The sequence below is a fragment of the Streptomyces sp. NPDC037389 genome, assembly GCF_040636475.1.
In the GTDB taxonomy this organism is placed as follows: Bacteria; Actinomycetota; Actinomycetes; order Streptomycetales; family Streptomycetaceae; genus Streptomyces; species Streptomyces hesseae.
Window position 1 is genome coordinate 41,466 of record NZ_JBEZUS010000014.1, and the last position, 17,670, is coordinate 59,135.

At 69.3% G+C, this 17,670-nt stretch carries 23 protein-coding genes; 20 read left to right on the forward strand and 3 right to left on the reverse strand.

What is annotated here, in order from left to right; translation table 11 throughout:
* Window positions 1–73 precede the first annotated feature (73 nt).
* Genes AB0E98_RS27080 through AB0E98_RS27100 form a run of 5 tightly spaced genes read left to right on the forward strand, consistent with a single transcriptional unit; the run spans window position 74 to window position 2,888 of the window.
* A complete protein-coding gene (locus AB0E98_RS27080) occupies window positions 74–967 on the forward strand; it encodes a hypothetical protein (RefSeq protein ID WP_361707398.1) in 894 nt (297 codons plus the stop codon).
* The gene (locus AB0E98_RS27085) at window positions 964–1,365 is read left to right on the forward strand and encodes a hypothetical protein (RefSeq protein ID WP_361707400.1); all 402 of its coding nucleotides are present in this window, start codon (window positions 964–966) and stop codon (window positions 1,363–1,365) included. The genes AB0E98_RS27080 and AB0E98_RS27085 overlap by 4 nt, the downstream gene beginning before the upstream one ends.
* Window positions 1,365–1,814, forward strand: coding sequence for a single-stranded DNA-binding protein (gene ssb, locus AB0E98_RS27090; protein ID WP_361707402.1), 450 nt, complete (start codon window positions 1,365–1,367; stop codon window positions 1,812–1,814). Before AB0E98_RS27085 ends, ssb begins: the two co-directional genes overlap by 1 nt.
* Window positions 1,815–1,845: 31 nt before the next feature.
* Window positions 1,846–2,160 (forward strand): WhiB family transcriptional regulator, encoded by a 315-nt coding sequence (locus AB0E98_RS27095; RefSeq protein ID WP_361707405.1) that lies wholly within the window; start codon window positions 1,846–1,848, stop codon window positions 2,158–2,160.
* Window positions 2,157–2,888: a hypothetical protein gene (locus AB0E98_RS27100; RefSeq protein WP_361707408.1), complete on the forward strand. Its 732-nt coding sequence runs from the start codon at window positions 2,157–2,159 to the stop codon at window positions 2,886–2,888. Before AB0E98_RS27095 ends, AB0E98_RS27100 begins: the two co-directional genes overlap by 4 nt.
* A gap of 11 nt (window positions 2,889–2,899) precedes the next feature.
* On the opposite strand, the gene AB0E98_RS27105 is transcribed toward AB0E98_RS27100, so the two are convergent.
* Window positions 2,900–3,205, reverse strand: a complete 306-nt coding sequence (locus AB0E98_RS27105; protein WP_361707410.1) for a hypothetical protein — start codon at window positions 3,203–3,205, stop codon at window positions 2,900–2,902.
* Between the two features lie 634 nt (window positions 3,206–3,839).
* Here AB0E98_RS27105 and AB0E98_RS27110 point away from each other — a divergent pair.
* Together AB0E98_RS27110 and AB0E98_RS27115 are read left to right on the forward strand one after the other, a co-directional pair.
* On the forward strand, window positions 3,840–4,664 hold the full coding sequence (locus AB0E98_RS27110) for a hypothetical protein (protein ID WP_361707412.1): 825 nt from the start codon (window positions 3,840–3,842) through the stop codon (window positions 4,662–4,664).
* A gap of 176 nt (window positions 4,665–4,840) precedes the next feature.
* Window positions 4,841–5,719 carry an IS5 family transposase gene (locus AB0E98_RS27115; RefSeq protein ID WP_361707415.1) on the forward strand — a complete coding sequence of 293 codons (879 nt, stop codon included), beginning with the start codon at window positions 4,841–4,843 and terminating at the stop codon, window positions 5,717–5,719.
* Window positions 5,720–5,737: 18 nt separating this feature from the next.
* Here the strand turns inward: AB0E98_RS27115 and AB0E98_RS27120 are convergent, their stop codons facing one another.
* Window positions 5,738–5,935 carry a hypothetical protein gene (locus AB0E98_RS27120; protein ID WP_361707417.1) on the reverse strand — a complete coding sequence of 66 codons (198 nt, stop codon included), beginning with the start codon at window positions 5,933–5,935 and terminating at the stop codon, window positions 5,738–5,740.
* A gap of 680 nt (window positions 5,936–6,615) precedes the next feature.
* On the opposite strand from AB0E98_RS27120, the gene AB0E98_RS27125 reads away from it, so the two are divergent.
* From AB0E98_RS27125 to AB0E98_RS27155, 7 genes are all read left to right on the forward strand, one after another.
* Window positions 6,616–6,813, forward strand: a complete 198-nt coding sequence (locus tag AB0E98_RS27125) for a hypothetical protein (protein WP_361707420.1) — start codon at window positions 6,616–6,618, stop codon at window positions 6,811–6,813.
* A 953-nt stretch (window positions 6,814–7,766) separates the two neighbouring features.
* Complete coding sequence (locus AB0E98_RS27130) at window positions 7,767–8,198, forward strand: hypothetical protein (RefSeq protein ID WP_361707423.1); 432 nt, start codon at window positions 7,767–7,769, stop codon at window positions 8,196–8,198.
* Window positions 8,199–8,221: 23 nt separating this feature from the next.
* The gene (locus AB0E98_RS27135; RefSeq protein WP_361707425.1) at window positions 8,222–9,994 is read left to right on the forward strand and encodes a terminase; all 1,773 of its coding nucleotides are present in this window, start codon (window positions 8,222–8,224) and stop codon (window positions 9,992–9,994) included.
* Window positions 9,975–11,414 (forward strand): phage portal protein, encoded by a 1,440-nt coding sequence (locus AB0E98_RS27140; protein WP_361707427.1) that lies wholly within the window; start codon window positions 9,975–9,977, stop codon window positions 11,412–11,414. The genes AB0E98_RS27135 and AB0E98_RS27140 overlap by 20 nt, the downstream gene beginning before the upstream one ends.
* The gene (locus tag AB0E98_RS27145) at window positions 11,411–12,184 is read left to right on the forward strand and encodes a hypothetical protein (protein ID WP_361707430.1); all 774 of its coding nucleotides are present in this window, start codon (window positions 11,411–11,413) and stop codon (window positions 12,182–12,184) included. Before AB0E98_RS27140 ends, AB0E98_RS27145 begins: the two co-directional genes overlap by 4 nt.
* Window positions 12,185–12,338: 154 nt before the next feature.
* Window positions 12,339–12,794, forward strand: coding sequence for a hypothetical protein (locus AB0E98_RS27150; protein WP_361707433.1), 456 nt, complete (start codon window positions 12,339–12,341; stop codon window positions 12,792–12,794).
* 94 nt (window positions 12,795–12,888) lie between these two features.
* The gene (locus AB0E98_RS27155; RefSeq protein ID WP_361707654.1) at window positions 12,889–13,833 is read left to right on the forward strand and encodes a phage major capsid protein; all 945 of its coding nucleotides are present in this window, start codon (window positions 12,889–12,891) and stop codon (window positions 13,831–13,833) included.
* Between the two features lie 44 nt (window positions 13,834–13,877).
* On the opposite strand, the gene AB0E98_RS27160 is transcribed toward AB0E98_RS27155, so the two are convergent.
* Entirely contained in the window at window positions 13,878–14,537 is a 660-nt protein-coding gene (locus AB0E98_RS27160) for a hypothetical protein (RefSeq protein ID WP_361707435.1), read from the reverse strand.
* A 352-nt stretch (window positions 14,538–14,889) separates the two neighbouring features.
* Here AB0E98_RS27160 and AB0E98_RS27165 point away from each other — a divergent pair, with 352 nt between their 5' ends.
* The 6 genes from AB0E98_RS27165 to AB0E98_RS27190 all read left to right on the forward strand — a co-directional run bounded on the left by AB0E98_RS27165 (window position 14,890) and on the right by AB0E98_RS27190 (window position 17,557).
* Window positions 14,890–15,300: a hypothetical protein gene (locus tag AB0E98_RS27165; protein ID WP_361707437.1), complete on the forward strand. Its 411-nt coding sequence runs from the start codon at window positions 14,890–14,892 to the stop codon at window positions 15,298–15,300.
* Window positions 15,297–15,641, forward strand: a complete 345-nt coding sequence (locus AB0E98_RS27170) for a hypothetical protein (protein ID WP_361707439.1) — start codon at window positions 15,297–15,299, stop codon at window positions 15,639–15,641. Before AB0E98_RS27165 ends, AB0E98_RS27170 begins: the two co-directional genes overlap by 4 nt.
* A gap of 36 nt (window positions 15,642–15,677) precedes the next feature.
* Window positions 15,678–15,992 (forward strand): HK97 gp10 family phage protein, encoded by a 315-nt coding sequence (locus tag AB0E98_RS27175; RefSeq protein ID WP_361707441.1) that lies wholly within the window; start codon window positions 15,678–15,680, stop codon window positions 15,990–15,992.
* Window positions 15,989–16,390 carry a hypothetical protein gene (locus tag AB0E98_RS27180; RefSeq protein WP_361707443.1) on the forward strand — a complete coding sequence of 134 codons (402 nt, stop codon included), beginning with the start codon at window positions 15,989–15,991 and terminating at the stop codon, window positions 16,388–16,390. Before AB0E98_RS27175 ends, AB0E98_RS27180 begins: the two co-directional genes overlap by 4 nt.
* Before the next feature lie 66 nt (window positions 16,391–16,456).
* On the forward strand, window positions 16,457–17,113 hold the full coding sequence (locus AB0E98_RS27185) for a phage tail protein (protein WP_361707446.1): 657 nt from the start codon (window positions 16,457–16,459) through the stop codon (window positions 17,111–17,113).
* A gap of 48 nt (window positions 17,114–17,161) precedes the next feature.
* The gene (locus AB0E98_RS27190) at window positions 17,162–17,557 is read left to right on the forward strand and encodes a hypothetical protein (RefSeq protein WP_361707449.1); all 396 of its coding nucleotides are present in this window, start codon (window positions 17,162–17,164) and stop codon (window positions 17,555–17,557) included.
* Window positions 17,558–17,670 lie beyond the last annotated feature (113 nt).

The following is a 17,670-nucleotide window of genomic DNA, read 5'->3' on the forward strand; positions in this document are numbered from 1 at the left end:
GCCCGGCCGGTGGGCTCCGCCTGCTGCCTGCCACACCCCTGTTGACCGCCCACGAGGCCAGAGAGGAACCCCCGTGCCCTGGGTCCGCCTGGATGATCATTTCCCCACGCACCGCAAGGTGGCCATGCTGACGGACCGGGCCTTCCGGCTGCACGTCTCCGCCCTGTGCTGGTGCGCGGCGAACTTGACGGACGGACGCATCAGCGACCGCGAACTTCGTCTTGTGGCGCACGTGCGCGGCATGACGGCGACAGCACGGCAGCTCGAAGACGCCGGGCTGTGGGACCGCGTTGAAGACGGTTGGGTGCTGCACGACTTCCACGACTACCAGCCGACCGCCGACCACGTCCGGGCCGAGCGCGAACGCAACGCCGCACGTCAGAGGGCATATCGGCAACGGCGCGCGGCCGACGACGGCACCGTGGCCGCGCCGGGGGAGCGGGTGAGTAACGCCGTTACTCACGGGGTGACTAACGGCGTGAGTAACCCCGTGAGTAACAGTGCCCCGTCCCGTACCCGTCCCGTACCCGTACCCGGTTCTATCCCTGACGGGATAGAACCGTCCCCCCTCCATCCCCCACAAGACGCCCCTGGGGTACCGCCGTTCGCCCGGACGCTCGCTGATCAGCTCGCCGCCGCCGGGTGTCACCTGCAATGGCGGACGGACAGCACGGACCGCCAGGCCCTGCGCCGGCACCTTGAACGAGTCCCCGTCCCCCGCCTGGTCGACGCGGCTCGGCGGGCGTGGAACCCGGCCAACCCACCACGCTCGATCCGCTACCTGATCCGGGTATGGGACGGCACCCCGGACGTCCCCGTCGGCGCACCGGACGCGCCTGTCGTGGCACCGGTCATGGACCGGCGGCAGCAGGCGACTACGGACCTCTTCGACGCCGCCATGGCCCGTGCGCGTGCCCGCATGGCCGCCCAAGACACCGCAGACACCTTGAGAGCCCTTACCGCATGACCCCCGACGAGACCGTGGTCCTGACCCGGTACATCACGGCCCTGTGCCCGCAGCAGAAGATCGACAGTTTCACGCCCGATGCCTGGTACGACGTGCTCGGCCCCTACGACCTGGGTGACGCACGGCAGGCCGCCGCTGTGGTCGCCTCCCGGCAGCCGTTCGTCAGCCCGGCCGAGATCATCGCGGAGATCCGCCGCACTCGCGCGGCACGCATCCGTCACGTCCACGGCCCCGGGCAGTCGCCCGAGGTCCCCGACGCCGACCCGGACGACGTGCCCGCCTACCTCGCGGCCCTTCGCGCCCAGCGCACCCGCGCCGCCGACCCCACCGCCCGCCGTCGCCCCCTGCATGAGCTGATCACCTGCACCGGGCGGCACGTCCCCCAGGAAATCCTGTAGTGGCCACTGACACCCGCCTGACCGCGACGGGCCGCCTGACCGCTGACCCGGTCCTCCGCTTCACCGGCAGCGGCACCCCGGTCGCCTCCTTCACCGTCGCCTGCAACGACCGCCGCAAGAACCCCACGTCCGGCCAGTGGGAGGACGCCGGCACGCTCTGGCTCCGCTGCACCGCGTGGGACCGCCTGGCGGAAGCCGCCGCCGGCCAGCTCGCCAAGGGCGACGCGGTGACCGTCACCGGCCATCTGCGCCCCGACGACCGCGAGCGGGACGGCGCACGCCACGTCAGCGTCCAAGCGCAGCTATCCAGCATCTCCCGCCCCATACGCACCAACAGCCACAGCGGCGCCGCTGACGCCCCCGCGCCCCCGCACTGGGCATCAGATACCCGCCAGGCAGGGCCAGCCCCGCAGGCGGGCGTACAGCCCGTCAGTCGCTCGCCCTTCTGAACCCCGCCCGCGCCACCCCGGAAAGCATCCCGTGCCTCTCCCCATCAAGATCAGCCCGCCGCCCTACGTACCCCACAGCGATGACGCGCGGCTTCCCTGTACCACCGCCCCGGACCTCTTCTTCCCGCCCGACCGGCCAGAGCGCCAGAAAGAGCAACTCGAACGCGCCGCCGCTGCCAAGGCCCTGTGCTTCCGCTGTCCCGTCCGCACCGCCTGCGGCGACTGGGCACGCGAACACCAGGAATTCGGCATCTGGGGCGGCCGTACTGAGGCCGACCACGGCTACCGCCCCACCACCCGACGACTCACCACCCGCCGCACCGACCCCACCGAGGCCGCAGCGTGACCCGCCACACCGCAAGCACTATCACCGACGACGAACTCGACGCCCTGTACGCCCGCCTCGACGCCCGCGAGGCGCACGCCCGGCCCGGCCAGCACTCGGAACCGGCTCAGCGTCCTACGTGCAGCATCTGCACCCGCGACCTCTGGTCCGCCGAGCGCCACCGCTACGCCTGCCGGCCGTGCGAACGGCGGATCCGCGACCACCTCGCACAGCTCCCCGCCCTCGTCCAGGATCTCCACGGTCTCCTGATGCCCGGCGCGCGCACCGACGCGCCGGCGTACCGCACACGTACCTGCGCCGAGCCGCCCGCCCCGATCAACCTCAGCGTGCTCGACACCATCACCGCCGTGACGGTCACCCTCGACAGCTGGCTCCGCGACTGGCATGAGCAACTGGCGTGGGACGCGCCGACGTACCGCAAGGACCCGCTGGGCGAAGCGGCCAGTGCCCTTCGCCTGAATGTGCCGTGGGCCGTCGAACGGCACCCCGCAGTGGCGGAGTTCGCCACCGAGATAGGTGAGGCGCACCGGACCGTGGCCGGACTGCTCGACCCGGCTACGCGCGCCCGCCGTATCGGATACTGCCCCGCGTCTGTCGAGGACGACGAACGGCACTCCTGTGGCGCTGCCCTGCGGTACGTCCCCGGCGCGACCACGGTCACCTGCTCGTGGTGCCGCACGACGTGGGATGCCCTCGACCTGAGTGCCGCCCTCGCCGAGGTTGCTTGACCGGCCGACCCTCACACCACGGGGGCGGGTGCGCTACCGGTCCACAGCGCGGCGCCGAGGCCCAGGTCCACCGGGCGGAGACCATGCGCTTTGGCGTGACGGACAAGGGTGTCGTAGGAGGGGCCCGCACCGTGGATGCGGCCCCCAGCCACGCGGACACCGTCCAGGTCGCACGAGTGGGACTTGCTGAGGCTGCCGAAATCCACCCAGGGAATGAGGGTGTAGCCGTCGGGGTGCCAGACCTCCACTGCCATGGCGTCGTGCCCGTAGGGGCCGATACAGCCGCTCACTAGGGCCTGTCCGAGGGGTTGCGCCACGTTCTCCGCCTCCACACGGATGACGCGCCCCTTCCCCCGTAGTGGTGTCGAGCATTGGCCAGGGGATCGGCCTAGCCTTCCCCTGAGGAGGTCGGGATGGGCAAGAGGACTGGGCAATGCGTCGTGGTCGTCGGAATCACCGTGGGACTGCTGTGCTGTGTGGGGTGCGACGACGACCATGATGGGCCTGCGCCGACCACCTCCTCCACCGGAACGGCGACGCACGCGCCCACCCCGTCCCCCTCGGGGAGCTCCGTACCCTCGGGGAGGTCCGTGCCGCCGCCCCCGGCCCCGCCGGAACCGAGCGGCCCCTCGAAGCCCCCGAACCCCGTGCCCGTGCCAACGCGGCCGACGCCGCCATCACCGTCGTCCACCCCGTAGGCACCATGGGCATCACGCACATTGGAGCGGCCGCTGGCCTCCTCGTCGGTCTGCTGTGCTGCGCCGGCTGCGACAACGACAATAAGACCTGTTCCTCGGCGTCCCCGACGGGCAGCTCGGCGTCCTGTAGCACCCCGGAGCCCGTGAACCCCGTACCGGTCCCCTCACGAGTGGGCACCCCTCCGGGTCCCAACCAGTTGCCAGCCCCAACGCCGTGGCTCACCCAGCCGGGCGCTCCGTCACGGGGCGCCCCGTGACCTCCCCCCGCTCCAACGACCCCGCCGCCCTCGTCAAAGTCGTCGTCGGGCACGCGTCCGTCATCGCCGCGCTCATGTTCTACCTCGGCGCGGTGTATCTCAGCAGCTTCTACGGCTACTTCCACCTCTCACCGTGGAACCTGGGTTTCGGGTTCTCCGAGTTCGTCACCGGGAGCATGAGTCTCCTCACCCTCCCCGTGCTCGTGACCGGCAGCGTCCTCCTGCTCGCCGCCGAGCTCGTGCGGCTGCCCGGCCCTGTGGCCGTCGGTCTGTCCGCCATGCGGGCGGCCGTAGCACGGTGGCATCTACACCTGCTCCTGGTCGTCACCGGCCTGATCCTGATCTTGCTGTGGACGCGTCTCCCTCCCTACTACGGCTGGACCGCCCCTGTCACGCTCGCCGTGGGGCTCCTACTTGGGCACGCTGCCGCGGGCCCGGCGGACGACAAGCGGACTCGCTCCGGGAGCGCACCGCGCCCCGGAGGGGTTCCGCTCCTCGGGGCCGGGCTACTGCTCCTGTGGGCCGCCACCCTGGGTGCCTCGTACCTCGGCGCGCACAACGCCCAGGAGCACGCTCACCACGTGGGGCAGTGGACTGGCGTGGTAGTGCTGAGCGAGCAGCGCCTGAGCCTGAACGGCGTGCACGAGGAGGACCTCGGTGCCGGACGGCGACACCGCTATCGGTACACCGGGCTGCGGCGCCTGGTCGAGGGCCCGGACGCCTACTACGTCGTCCCTATCGGATGGAACGGGGACACCGACCCCCTGTACGTAATCCCGAAGACCGCGGACACCTGGGTCGGTCTCACGCGAGGAAGCTAGGTTCTGTCCGGCGGGTCATGCGTGAAGCCACAGCCGGATCGCGGCCAGGGTGACGGTGCCGTGAACACATGCCCGGGAACGAGTCCTCGCCTCGGTTCGTCACTGACCCGTCAGACGCCCTAAGGCGTGTCCGACGAGTCGCGTGACCGAGCCGTGCTGGTGTCGTTTCAGTCGGCGTGGGGCGAGGGGATTTGTCGGATCGGGAGTGGGCCAGGCTTGAGCCGCACTTGCCCAAGAACACTGGCCGGGGCGGGCGGTGGTCGTGTCACCGCAGAGTGGTCAACGGGATCCTGTTTCGGCAGCGCACCGGCATTCCGTGGCGGGGCCTGCCGACACGGTTCGGGAAGTGGAAGACAGTTCATGACCGGCATCGCAGGTGGTCGGCTGACGGCACGTGGGAGAGGATCCTGCGGGGAGTGCAGGCCGTTGCCGATGCGGAGGGCCGGATCGACTGGTCCATGGTCGGCGTCGATTCCACATCCTGCCGCGCCCATCAGCATGCCGCCGGAGCCCGCCACCGCCCGGTGCGGGTACCAGGCCGGCGCGGGCGGCCTGCCCATCACCGGCCCGACGAGGCGATCGGCCGCTCCCGCGGCGGCCTGCCGACCAAGATTCACTTGGCGAGCGACGGCGGCTGCCGTCCGCTCGCTGTCCTGGTCACCCCCGGTCAGTGGGGTGACGCCCCGCAGATGACCCCGGTCCTGGACCGTATCCGTGTCCCGCGCCCGGCCGGAGGGCATCCGAAGACGCGCCCCGACTACGTCTGCGGCGACAAAGCGTACAGTTCCCGCCGCAACCGTCGCTACCTGCGACGACGGCAGATCCGGCACACGATCCCTGAACGCCGGGACCAGCGGGCCAACCGCCAACGCCGTGGAAGCCGCGGCGGCCGACCCACCGGCTTCGACCAGGCCCGCTACGCCCGCAGGAACGAAGTCGAACGCACCGTCAACGCCCTCAAAGGCTTCCGCGCCGTAGCAACCAGATACGACAAGAGAGCGTATGTCTTCCAGGGCACGGTCACCCTCGCCGCGATCCGACTCTGGCTCCGCTGACGACCTGCCCGACAGTCCCTAGCCTCCAGCTCGCAAGGCGGCGTCGAGGACATCGGTGACAGGTGTCAGAACCCCGCCGAGATCGCCAAGCGACTTCACTTGCGCGAGCAACGCGTCCACACCCGGAAGAGGCGCCGCAGCCGCCATCCCAGCGCCGGACAAGCAAAACACGCTCGTAGCGGCAAACATCACCAGCAAGCGACGGATCAACCTCATGTGGTCTCCTCGACGGTTCGGCCCAGCAACTCCCCTTCGACTACCTCATCAGGAGCCGCACGACTCACGCCGCGCTCCCACACGCCTCCTCCTGGCGCCGTGCGCCTGCACTGTGCCGCGGGCTCGGCAGGCAACTCGCAGAGACCCAACTCACCGGACACGCCTTAGTGCTGACGCCCTCAGGAGACCGTGGGTGTCGCCCTGCCTCCACCGGGGCGCCGATAGCGTCAGCGCGGCCTTCCGCCACTCTTCGGGAAAGTCCGGCGGCATCCAGATGTCGAAACGGCGGGCGATGTCCAGTGTGTCCGTGCGGACTGCCAGGCTCGTGGTCACGGGACCGCTGAAGACCACCGCACGACTAAATTCCGGCTTCTTCTCACTGCCTGTCAGAGGAGTGATGCGGCTGACGGTCTCAGTGACCTCGTAAACACCCTGACCTGGCGGGGAACTTGAATCAGTGATCATGGCCCAAAACGTACGCCCGCTGCCCCTGGCGGGTAAGGCGCTCAGCAAGCCTGACCGCCTTCCCCAGAGGCGTTTGGGGTTTCCCGGAGACCGTGTCACACTCGATTGCAGCGCCCCCCGTATGCCTGCATACCGGGGTAAGTGAACACAAGAAGGCTCCGTTGGCTCCCCCTGCCGGCGGGGCCTTCGGCGTACCGGGACGGAGGCAGACGCACGTGTCCCCGACACCCACACCGATCATTTGCGACACCGTCGCCGCCGGCCAGTACGTCCACGTCACCCCGGGCACCATCCGTCAGTGGATCCGGCGCGGCCACGTCGAACACCACGGATACGACAACGCGGGCCGCGCGCTCGTGGACCTGCGGGAGGTCCGCTCCTACCTCACCAGTCGGGAGCGTTCGACCGCATGACCGATCTGCCCGGATCACCGAAGCGATTACCACCTGACACTGCCCGCCGCCCTTCCGGGGCGGCACGGTCCAGCAGCTCACAGGGAGCCGCCCCGCCGACGGGTGGGGCCAGCCGGTTCGACTCCGGCCCGGACCGCGAGGGGTCCGCACCGCCCATTAGTAACCGGTCCTCGGCCCCGCTGCCGAGGACGAGCCGAACGGGGTTGCAAGCCCGTGCGGACTCCCCACGCCCGCCTGACCCAAGGGAGAGGTGCGCGGCCAATGTGCGGCATTCGCCGAAGTTATGTCGCAGAGATCCGGGTTCGCCCCCTGGGGCGGGCGCCAGCTTCACGTCACCGACATGCCCGGAGGTGACGGCCTCTGCCTTGGCATACCAGTAACCGGGCCGCCCGACTGCCGGCAAACTGGTCGGTGATCCGGGCCCGCATCCTGGCGCGTGACCCGGTGTGCCGCATCTGCGGCGTCCGCTCGTCCACCCAGGTCGACCATGTCAAGGCCATGACTGACGACCACCGCGACCGTGCACTCCAAGGCGTCTGCTACCCCTGCCATGCTCAAAAGAGCGCGGCTGAGGGGGCGGCCGGCAGGGCCAGGAGGCCGGGTCGACGGCACCCGGAGGAGCCCCACCCGGGCCGGACGTCGTCACGGTGAGTGACGTGGTGTGGGTCACCCCCTGGGGGGTGTCCCCTCCCCCCCCGGTCCGGATCCGAGGCGATACGCCTAGCAGCTCCCTGTGTGTACGGGTTTTGGGGTCGCGAGGCCCTTCCTGGACTGCGTTGCCCGTGCATCACGCACCCTGCCGTCACTCGGGGTGGTCTGCCGAGGTCGTGAGGCAACGCGCGGAGCCACCCCGCCCTGGCCAGTGACCCGCCCCGCAAGGGGCGGCCGTGCCGGGAACGGGGTGGCCCCGCTCCCCGTTCTTCCGCTTCTTCTGTGCCTTCGGAGGTGACTTCATGGGAAGCCGTGGTCCTGTTCCGAAGCGGTCGTCCGAGCGGCGCCGCCGTAACAAGGACGACGACGGGCCCGTCCTGGTCCGTGCTCCGTCCGGCTCCGAGCCGGTCATCTGGCCGGAGCCGGACGCGGACTGGCACCCTGTCGCGGCAGACTGGTACGCCTCCCTGGCAGCCTCGGGGCAATCGCGTTTCTACGAGCCGTCCGACGTCGCCGTGGCCCGGTACGTGACCGAGGCCATGAGTAGGAACCTGAGCAACGGCCGTTTCTCCGCACAGCTCTTCGCCGCTGTGTGCTCCGCGATGACGGACCTGTTGACGACGGAGGGCGCGCGCCGGCGGGTGCGGGTCGAGCTGGAACGTGAGAGCGCCGAGGAGACGGTCCCCGCGGGCGTCACCGCGCTGGAGACCTACCGCAAGGCACTGATCGGGTAGCCCGCCCGCTGAGGGGGTGCGCCATGAGCACGCCCCCCGCCGCACCGCTGGCGGAGGAAGAACCGCCCGAGACCGTGACGCCGGTGGCGCTCGGCCCGGCCTGGCAGCGCAACGAGGACGGTTCGTTCGTCGTCCCGGAACGCTCGCTCGGCTGGCACGTGTCGGTGTGGGCGGCGGAGTACCTCCAGCACCCCGACGGCCAGCCCTGGACCTTTACAGGCGAGCAGTTCAGGTTCGTCTTGTGGTTCTACGCGTTGGACGCTGACGGCCGGTTCTTGTACCGAGATGCGGTCCTCCAGCGCCTCAAGGGCTGGGGCAAGGACCCGACTGCCGCCGCGATTTCGGCGATCGAACTCGTGGGCCCGTGCCGCCCCACAGGTCGGACGTTCGCCTCCGGGGAACTGGCCGGTCAGCCTATCGGGCAGCCGCACCCGGCTGCCTGGGTGCAGTGCGCCGCCGTCAGCTTCGATCAGAACCGCAACTTGATGACGCTCTTCCCGTCGCTCTTCACCAAGAAGGCGATTGAGGAATACGGCATCGAGCTGGGCAAGACCATCATCTACGCCCGCAAGGGTGCGGCGCGGATTGAGGCCGTGACGTCGTCCCCGGCCGCCCTCGAAGGCGGACGGACCACGGCCACGATCATGAACGAGACGCACTGGTGGACCCAGTCCACGGGTGGGCACGAGATGGCGGCCGTGATCGAGCGCAACGCGACCAAGTCGGCCGACGGCGCGGCACGTACCTTGGCGATCACCAATGCCTTCGAACCCGGACTCGACAGCGTCGCTGAGCGCACGCGTGAGGCGTGGGAGGACGTCCAGGCGGGCCGCGCGGCGGACACCGGCCTTCTCTACGACAGTCTTGAGGCGCCGCCGGAGGCGAAGCTCACCGCCGAGTGGGCGCCGGCGGTGATCCGGGCGGTGCGCGGTGATGCTGTATGGCTGGACGTGGACCGCATCGTCGCCTCGATCCTCGACGTGCGTAACCCCCCGTCCCGCTCCCGGCGGTTCTGGTACAACCAGATCACGGCGAGCGAGGACGCGTGGATGGCGCCGTATGAGTGGGATGCCTGCGCCCGCCCCGATGTGACCCTTTCCGACGGGGACGAGATCGTGGTGTTTTTCGACGGCAGCACAGCCGATGACGCCACCGCGCTCGCGGCCTGTCGCGTGTCGGACGGACACGTGGTCGCGCTCGGGGTGTGGCAGCGACCGCCCAAGGCCCCGGACGGCTGGACGGTGCCCCGCGGCGACGTCGACGGCACTGTTCGCCAGGTCTTCAACCGCTACCGGGTGCTCGCCTTCTTCGCCGACCCCGGCACCGGCACCGACCCTGATGCTGGCGGGGCCGCCGACCCCGGCCAGGGCGGGGGCGGGGGCGGGCGGTACTGGTCCCGCTACATCGACCAGTGGGCCCAGGACTTCGGCCGTGGCCTTATGGTCCACGCCACCACGGCCGGGCACCGGCGCCATGCCGTCGAGTGGGACATGGGCGACCCCCGCCGCCAGCAACTTTTCACCGAAGCCGTCATTCGCACCCGCGTGGACATCCTGGAACGCGTGCTGACGCACGACGGGCACCGGATCATGCGCACGCACGTCACCAACTCACGCCGCCGTGTGAACCCATGGGGGATCACGATCGGCAAGGAACACCGCGAGAGCCAGCGCAAGATCGACGCGGCGGTGTGCATGGTCGGCGCGCGGATGCTGCGCCGCCTCGTCCTCAACTCCCATAAGTTCGCATCGCGCCGTAAGGCGCGCGGGTCGGGGCGTGTGGTCGTCCTCGGCTGAGCAAGATCGAGGAGACGTACCCGCCCTGTCCACGCCCGTCCTGTCCGCGCTGTCCCTGTCCACGTCCGAGCTGGACACCCTGTCGCGCCTGTCCGCCCTGGTGGCGCAGGACGAGGCGGAGTTCGTCAGGCTCGACGCATACTTCACCGGCCTTTCCCGAGTCGCCAGTTTGGGCATCGCGGTGCCGCCCGCGCTTCAGCGGATCCGCACGGTGACGGGCTGGCCCCGCATCATCGTCGACGCCCTGGACGAGCGCCTGGACATCGACGGGTTGCGCTGCCCGGACGACCCCGCCGTGGACACCGAGCTGACCGCGCTGTGGGCCCACAACGACCTCTCCGAGGAAGCGGGGCTGGCACACCTCGACGCCCTGGTGTACGGCCGTGCCTACCTGGTGGTTGGCGTCGGGGACGATGGTGTCCCGCTGGTGTCGGTGGAAGCGCCGCAGCACATGACCGTCGACTACGACGTGCGTACCCGCACCGTGCGGGCGGCGCTGCGGCAGATCACGGCCGGCGCCCAGCGCACCGCCACCCTCTACCTGCCCGACCAGACAATTGATCTTCAGGGCAACGGAACCGGCTGGTCGGTGCTGGAGCGGCGTCCGCACCGCCTGGGCGCCGTCCCCGTGGTCCGCCTGGCCAACCGCCCCCGCACCAGGGACCGGCGGGGGGCCTCGGAGATCACGCCGGAGGTGCGGGCCCTGACCGACGGCGCATGCCGAACCCTGCTGGGCGGCGAGGTCGCCAGGGAGTTCTTCGGCGCGCCCCAGAGATACATCCTCGGCGCGGCCGAGGGGGCATTTCAAGGTCCGGACGGCTCGCCGCGCGGCGCGTGGGAGACATACACGGGCCGCTACCTGGCGCTGGAGCGCGACGAGGACGGGGCGGTGCCCGAAGTGGGCCAGTTCCCCGCCTACGACCCGGCGGTGTACGGGAAGATCGTGGACATGTACGCCCGGCTCATGGCCGGCGTCGCGGGGGTGCCTGCCCACATGCTCGGCTATACCACCGACAACCCGGCCTCCGCCGAGGCCATTCGGTCGAGCGAGGCGCGGTTGATCAAGAAGGCCGAGCGTCGTCAGCGCAGTTTCGCGGGCGCCTGGTCGCGCGCGATGCGTCTGGCCCTCCAGCTCGACGGCACCCCCACACCGGTGCCACGTGTCGAGATGCTGTGGCGCGATCCGGCGACCCCGACCGTTGCCGCACAAGCGGATGCCACGGTCAAACTCGTGGCGGCCGGCGTGCTCCCGGCCGACTCCGAAGTCACGCTGGAGCGGGCCGGAGTCGACCGCGCGCAACGCGAGCGGATCGCCGCCGAACGCCGCCGCAGTGCCGGCCGCGCCGCCCTCGACCAGCTCGCCGACACCCTCACCCCCGCCAGCGCCGACGGCACCGGCGGGTTCGGGCTGGCGGCGTGAAGATCCTGCGGGCCCTGGCCGATGCTCACCGGCGACGGCAAGAAGCACTCAGCCGCGTCCTCGAAACCGAGTACCGCGCGGCGCGGAAGCGTTACCAGTCCGCGCTGCCGGGCACCGAACGCGAGCGGGCGTGGTCGGCGACCGTCGTGCGCATGATCCACCGCTACGGCGCCGCCTCCGCCGAACTGGCCGCCGACTACTACTCCGACGCCCGCAAGGCCAGTGGCGTGCGAGGCGCCTTCGACGTCCCCGTGGCCGGGCCCCCGCCCGTCGGCCAGATCACCGCCTCGCGCCGCGCCGTGCGCGCCTCAGCCTCCCGGCGCCCCCTGGACGACGAGGACGACGGCAAGGCGGTGGCCCGGTGGGAGGCGGTGCAGACGGAACGAGACCTCGTGCGGGTGCAGCGCCTTGCCGCACAGGCCGGACGGCGAACGATCGAGAAGGCCGCGCGCGCCGACCCGGCCGCGATCGGCTGGCGGCGCGTGGCCACCGCAGGGTGCTGCGCGTTCTGCGCGCTCCTGGCTGTCAATGGCGTCGTCTACAGCGACCGGCGCACAGCGGACCGGCGCGAGGACGGCGAGCCGTATCACGACCGCTGCCACTGCCACGCCGAACCGGCCTTCTATGGAGTACGGTCCGAGCCGCAGCCACAGGTGGAGCAGTGGGAAGAGCTGTACTACGAGGCGTCGCACGGCGTCTACGGATCCGAGAAGCTCACCCGCTTCCGCCGCGCCTTCGACACCAAGTACCGCACCGACCCGACCCCTTGACCGTGACTTCCGCCTGATCTTTCCTGCCCATCGTCCTGGCCCCGCCGTGCTCTCCGGCAGGGCCCCCCTTTTTTGCCCAGAGGTGCCCGCTATGCCATCTATTGAGCCGCTTCATCCGTCTGAGGGCTCCGTCCCGCCGTCCGAGTCTGCGCCGGTGTGGGAGGACCCTGCGGCGGCGCGGACGGAGATCGAACGGCTCTCCGCTGAGCTGGCCGCCCACCTCGCGCGGGTGGCTGAGCTTGAGCCTGCTGCCACCGAGCTGCACCAGCTCCGTGAGGCCGGGAAGTCCGAGGTGCAGAGGCTCGTGGAACGGGCGGAAGCGGCGGAGCGGGCGGCGGAGCAGTCGCGCACCGAGCTGGTGCGTGCTCACGTCGCCCAGACCAAGGGCCTGTCCCCTCGGCAGGCCGTCCGCCTGGTGGGCGCCACCCGTGAAGAGCTCGAAGCCGACGCCGACGACCTCCTGGCCACCTTCGCCCCCACCCCCGGCGCGGCCCTGGCTGGCGAGCCGCTGATGATGCCCGACCCGTCTCAGGGCGCCTCCGCCCAACTCTCGGGCGGGGACCCGGCCCAGACCTTCGCGGCGATCGTCCGCAACACCCTGCACCGCTGACGGACCCTTGCACGACTTGTCCCACCGCACCACTTAAGGATCCAGCGCCATTCCTGTCACCCCGATTAAGTCCACCGCTGTTCCGTCCACCCTGCTGCCCCCGCAGCTCACGGGCCCGATCTTCGACAGGGCGGTGGAGTCGTCGGCGGTGATGCAGCTCGCGCGCCGTGTCCCCCTGTCCATGACCGCCGAGACCGCCATCCCGGTCTCCGGCGACATCCCTCTGGCCGACTGGGTCGACGAAGCGGGCACCAAGCCCCTGGGCGCCTCCTCCATGTCCGTCCGCACCATGCGGGGCAAGAAGGTCGCGGTCCTGATCCCCGTATCGGCCGAAGTCTTCATGAACAACCCCGCCGGCCTTTACGACCAGCTTCAGCGCGACCTTCCCACCGCGCTGGGCCGGGCCTTCGACTACGCGGCCATCCACGGCAAGACCCTCACCGGCTCAAAGGGACCGTTTGAGGACTGCCTTTCCGCCACCCCCAATACCGTGTCCCTCGGTACCACCACGCAGGCCAAGGGCGGCATTTACGCGGATGTGGTCAGCGGCCTGAAGCAGGTGGCCACCGCCGGATACGACACGACCGGCTTCGTCGCGGACCCTCTCCTGAAGCCGGAAATGCTGCTGGCCACGGACACCACCGGTCGGCCGATTTTCGTGCCGGACCCGGCCGGGCAGGGCACCGTCACGCGCGGTTCCCTCATCGGCTACCCGATCGCCTACAACAGAGGCATCGGCGGCCGGCTCAACCGCCAGGCCATCACCACGGACACCGGCCTTCGCGCCGTCGCTGGCGACTTCGACCAGTGCGTGTACGGCGTCGGCATGGACATCACCATCAAGTCCACCGACGTGGGCACGTATGTAGATTCCGACGGCCACATTCATTCCGCATTCCAGGAAAACCTTGTTCTGCTTCTTGCTGAGGCGCATTACGGTTTCGCGATCGGCGACAAGAATGCATTCGCGACTTACACCTCTCCCGTCATCGCCCTCAAGGACACGCCGAAGCAGGGCGACTTCACTAAGGCCGCCTAACGGAATCACCGTCGATTGATATCCCGTCGGTGAGTTCGGTTTCTCTAGCTATCTTTCTTCCCCTGATTTTCGGGACTTAAAACGCCATTCAGGCCTAGCTGATATAGCCCCCTGTCGGGGCCTCGGAAATTCTCTTGGAATTTGACAGCTATTCGGCGATCGGAAAGCAGCTCCACGGTTATAGGGAAGTCCTCGGCGCATTGCCATGGTCCGGTTTCTTTTCGTGCTTTGAGGTACTGTTCTCCGGAGTCGAAGATAGATTTTCCGTAGATCGCCCAACGGCACGCGATCCGCCCCTCCACGGTGAGGGAGCCGGTCAACCTCTCGTCTGAGACGTGCATCTCCAATCGCGTTTTTGCAGACTGATCCGTCCCTGTGTAGCGCGACTCGCCGAGCCAAGATCCATTCAGCCCCGATTCCCTGGTCAGAGCTGCAAGCCATCCGGGGGCATAGTAGGCAAAAGCAAGGAAAGTTCCGGCGGTCAGTGTCAGGGCGGAGATGATCCCCAGGGTTTGGGACAGTTTCTGCCTGACGGCTCCGAGATTTTCATCTCCGTCAGATCCAGAGAGCAGCTCGGAAGTCAAGGTTGCAATCAAAAGGATCGCCAACAAAATGGCCAGGGATATCTTCCCGCCCGGGATGTAGCTGGAAACCCCCTTTGAGAGCAGGCTGCCACTGATGCCAGCCACGATTGTTGCTGCCACAAGGACTACGACAGTCGTGCTTGACTTTGGAGACGGCGACATCTCTCCCCCGTTCAGGAGTACGAGCAACCGCACCACAGTTCGATAGTTACCTGTCTGTGGGTCGCGCGCCTATGAAACACCCAGCGGGAACGGCGTGTAAAGGACGGGTGAGTGATTCCCTGACTTGTAGTTCCGGGGCCTTTCCAGGGCCTCGGGTCGGTTAGCTCGGCCCATGAGCCGTCGTTCCGTCCGGCGATATGGGCACCCAGCCAAAGCGCAGGAGACGGGCTCACTTCTGAGGTAAACGGTGCCGGGCGTCGCCATTGGATGTCGAGCGGCCGCAGACACGTTTTGAGTCAGGGGGTGATCGGTGGCCGTAATTGACCCTGAGCAGCTTGCGCGATTCCTCGGCCAAGAGGTAGAAGAGGTGCGGGCCGTGTTGGTCATCGCGCAGGCTGAGGCGTTGTGCCGGGCGGTGGTGGACCCTCTGCCCGTGGGCGCCGGTGCGGTCGTCCTGTCCATTGCTGCAAGGGCATATGCCAATCCCCAAGGGTTGGCATCCGAAACAGTGGGCCCCTACAGCATTCAGCGACCGGCGGCGCAGGCGGGCTTGTACCTGACGCGCGACGAGCGCCGGTCGCTCAAGCTCATGGCGGGCAGGGGCGGCGCCTTCAGCGTTGATCCCACCCCGGCCGGGGCTGGACCTGTGGCGACCGTTCTCCACGGTGACGTGCGCATCGCTTCTGGCGCCGCCTTTCTCGTCTTCCCGGAGGCCGCGTGAGCGGCTTCCCCTTCGGGGAGACGATCACGGTCCTGCGCGCCAGCACCCCGGGCCGCGACATCTACGGCAACGACCTTCCCTCCTCTGAGGAGCATCCGGTGCGCGGGTGTGTGGTCGCTCCTGTCAGCCCTGGGGGGAGTGAAGAGGTGACCGGCGGGCGGGACACCGTCACCGCATCCCTGAACGTGTACCTCCCCGCGGGGGCCGACGTGCGCCCCACCGATCGCCTCCGGATCCGGGGCCAGGCATTCGACGTGCACGGTGCGCCGGCCGCATACCGGAGTCCGTTCACCGGCCGCCATGTCGGCGTCCACTTGACCGCCCGCCGGGCCACCGGCTGACCCCCGCTCCCGTAGGCGGGTGAAAGGAGGTGTCCGGTGGGCGACGGCGTGAAGGTGCGCGTCTACCGCAAGGGCATCCGCGCGATGCTGAACACGGCCATGGTCGCCACGGCCATGGTCCATGCAGGCGAGGTGATCGCCGCCCGCGCCCGTGCTTCGGCCCCGGTGGAGACCGGCGTCTACCGCGATTCCTTCGAGGTGTGGGGGCAGCGCCGGATGGGCGCGAAGCGGGACCGCGCCGGAGCGGTGGTCATCAACACCGCCCGGCACGCGATGGCCGTGGAGTACGGCACGGCTGGCACCCCCGCCCATCACACCCTGTGGCGGGCCGCAGCGCGGCGCCAGCAGTGACTTGGCCGTGGCCGGACGCCGAAGCCGCCCTGGTGGCGTGGCTGCCCGGCCTCCTCGACGGGGCCCGGGTGTGCACGGATACCCCCGCTGACCTCGAAGCCGCCCTGCCGCTGGTGCGGCTGTACCGAAGCGGTGGCACGGACGACGGCTTCCGCCTCGACGTGGCCACGGTCGAGGTCGATGCCTTCGCCGCTACCCGGGCCGAGGCCGTCCACCTGGCCACCCGCGTCCGGTCCCTGCTCCTGGAGGCCCTGCCCGGCACGACTGCCGTTCCTGCAACTGGCGGGGTGGTGTTCACCGCCTGCTCGACCATCGCGGCGCCGGCCGTGCGGCCGTGGGCGAATTCGGCCGTGGTGCGGGTCGGGGCCACCTACACCGTGCGCCTGCATACCCGCTGAACGCACCCCTTCTCCCCTGTATTTCTGGGCGATTGGCCCATACCCCTGAACTTTCGAAGGAGCAATTTGCTTCAGATCACACGCTCTGCGGACCTGACCATGGTCGGCGCGACCGGCGGTGCCTGGGTCGCCCCGCTCGGTACCCCGAGCCCCACTGGACTGGGAACACCGTCCGCCCCGTGGACCGGGCTCGGCGCTATCTCGGATGACGGCCTGAAATTCGGCATCGATGAAGATCACAAGGATTTCAGCCCGTGGGGTGTGACGTCTGCTTTCCGTACCCAGATCACCAAGAGCGTGCGGACTTTCGGGCTGACGCTGTGGGAGACCAACAATCCGGTCGTCAAGTCCCTTGTTTTCCGCGTTCCTGTGGCGGATCTGGCACCGGATAAGGACGGCATCGCGCGCTTCGCTGAGTCCGCGACCCCCAAGCCGGACCGCCGGTCGTTTTACTTCCTGACCGTCGACGGCGACACGATGGAAGGCTTTTACGTTCCCGCCGGCGAGGTGACCGACCGCTCCGACGTCACGTACAAGAGTGAGGAGCTGGCCGGGTACGACGTCACTATCACTGCCTATCCCGACTCCTCGAACACGACGGTGTATCACGCCTTCACCATGCCCGTTCCCCCCGCCGGAACCGCGACGCCGAAGACGACAGACATCACCCCGCTGAAGCCCGCCGACGCGCTGGTTCAGTCAGATTTCACCCCCGCCGCCTGACATTCCGCCACACCTGAACACCTTTACTTGTAAGGAAGTTGAAGCACCATGTCCGAGACCATGACGGAAACCCCCCTCGATAGCGGCCCGGCCATCGGCGGCGGGGCCGAGCCGACCCAGCAGGGTGCTGTGGCGCCCGGTACCACTGGACAGGAGACCGACGCCGTCGACGGCTACGTGCCCGCTGACCTGGCCGGCCGCACGGTGCGGGTGCTTCCCGCACAGCGTTGGCGCGCCTCCCACCTGCGTGCCCTGAACTCCGGTGACCTCGACGCCTTCGCCGAAGGTGTGCTGTACCCCGGCGACGTGGCCATCTGGTACGAGGTGGACCCGACACAGGACGAGATCGGTGCGTGGGTGCGGGCGGTGGCCGAGGCCGGCGGCGAGGCGCTGGGAAAGTCCTCTGGACGTACCACCTCCTCGCGGAGCACGGCGAGGCGGTAGAAGCGGACCTGCGCCGCTACTACCGCGTGGACGTCCTTGACCTGCACCGTGGCCGCCTGTCCTGGCGGCAGGTGCGGGTGATGGTGGAACACCTGCCGCCAGAGTCAGCCGTC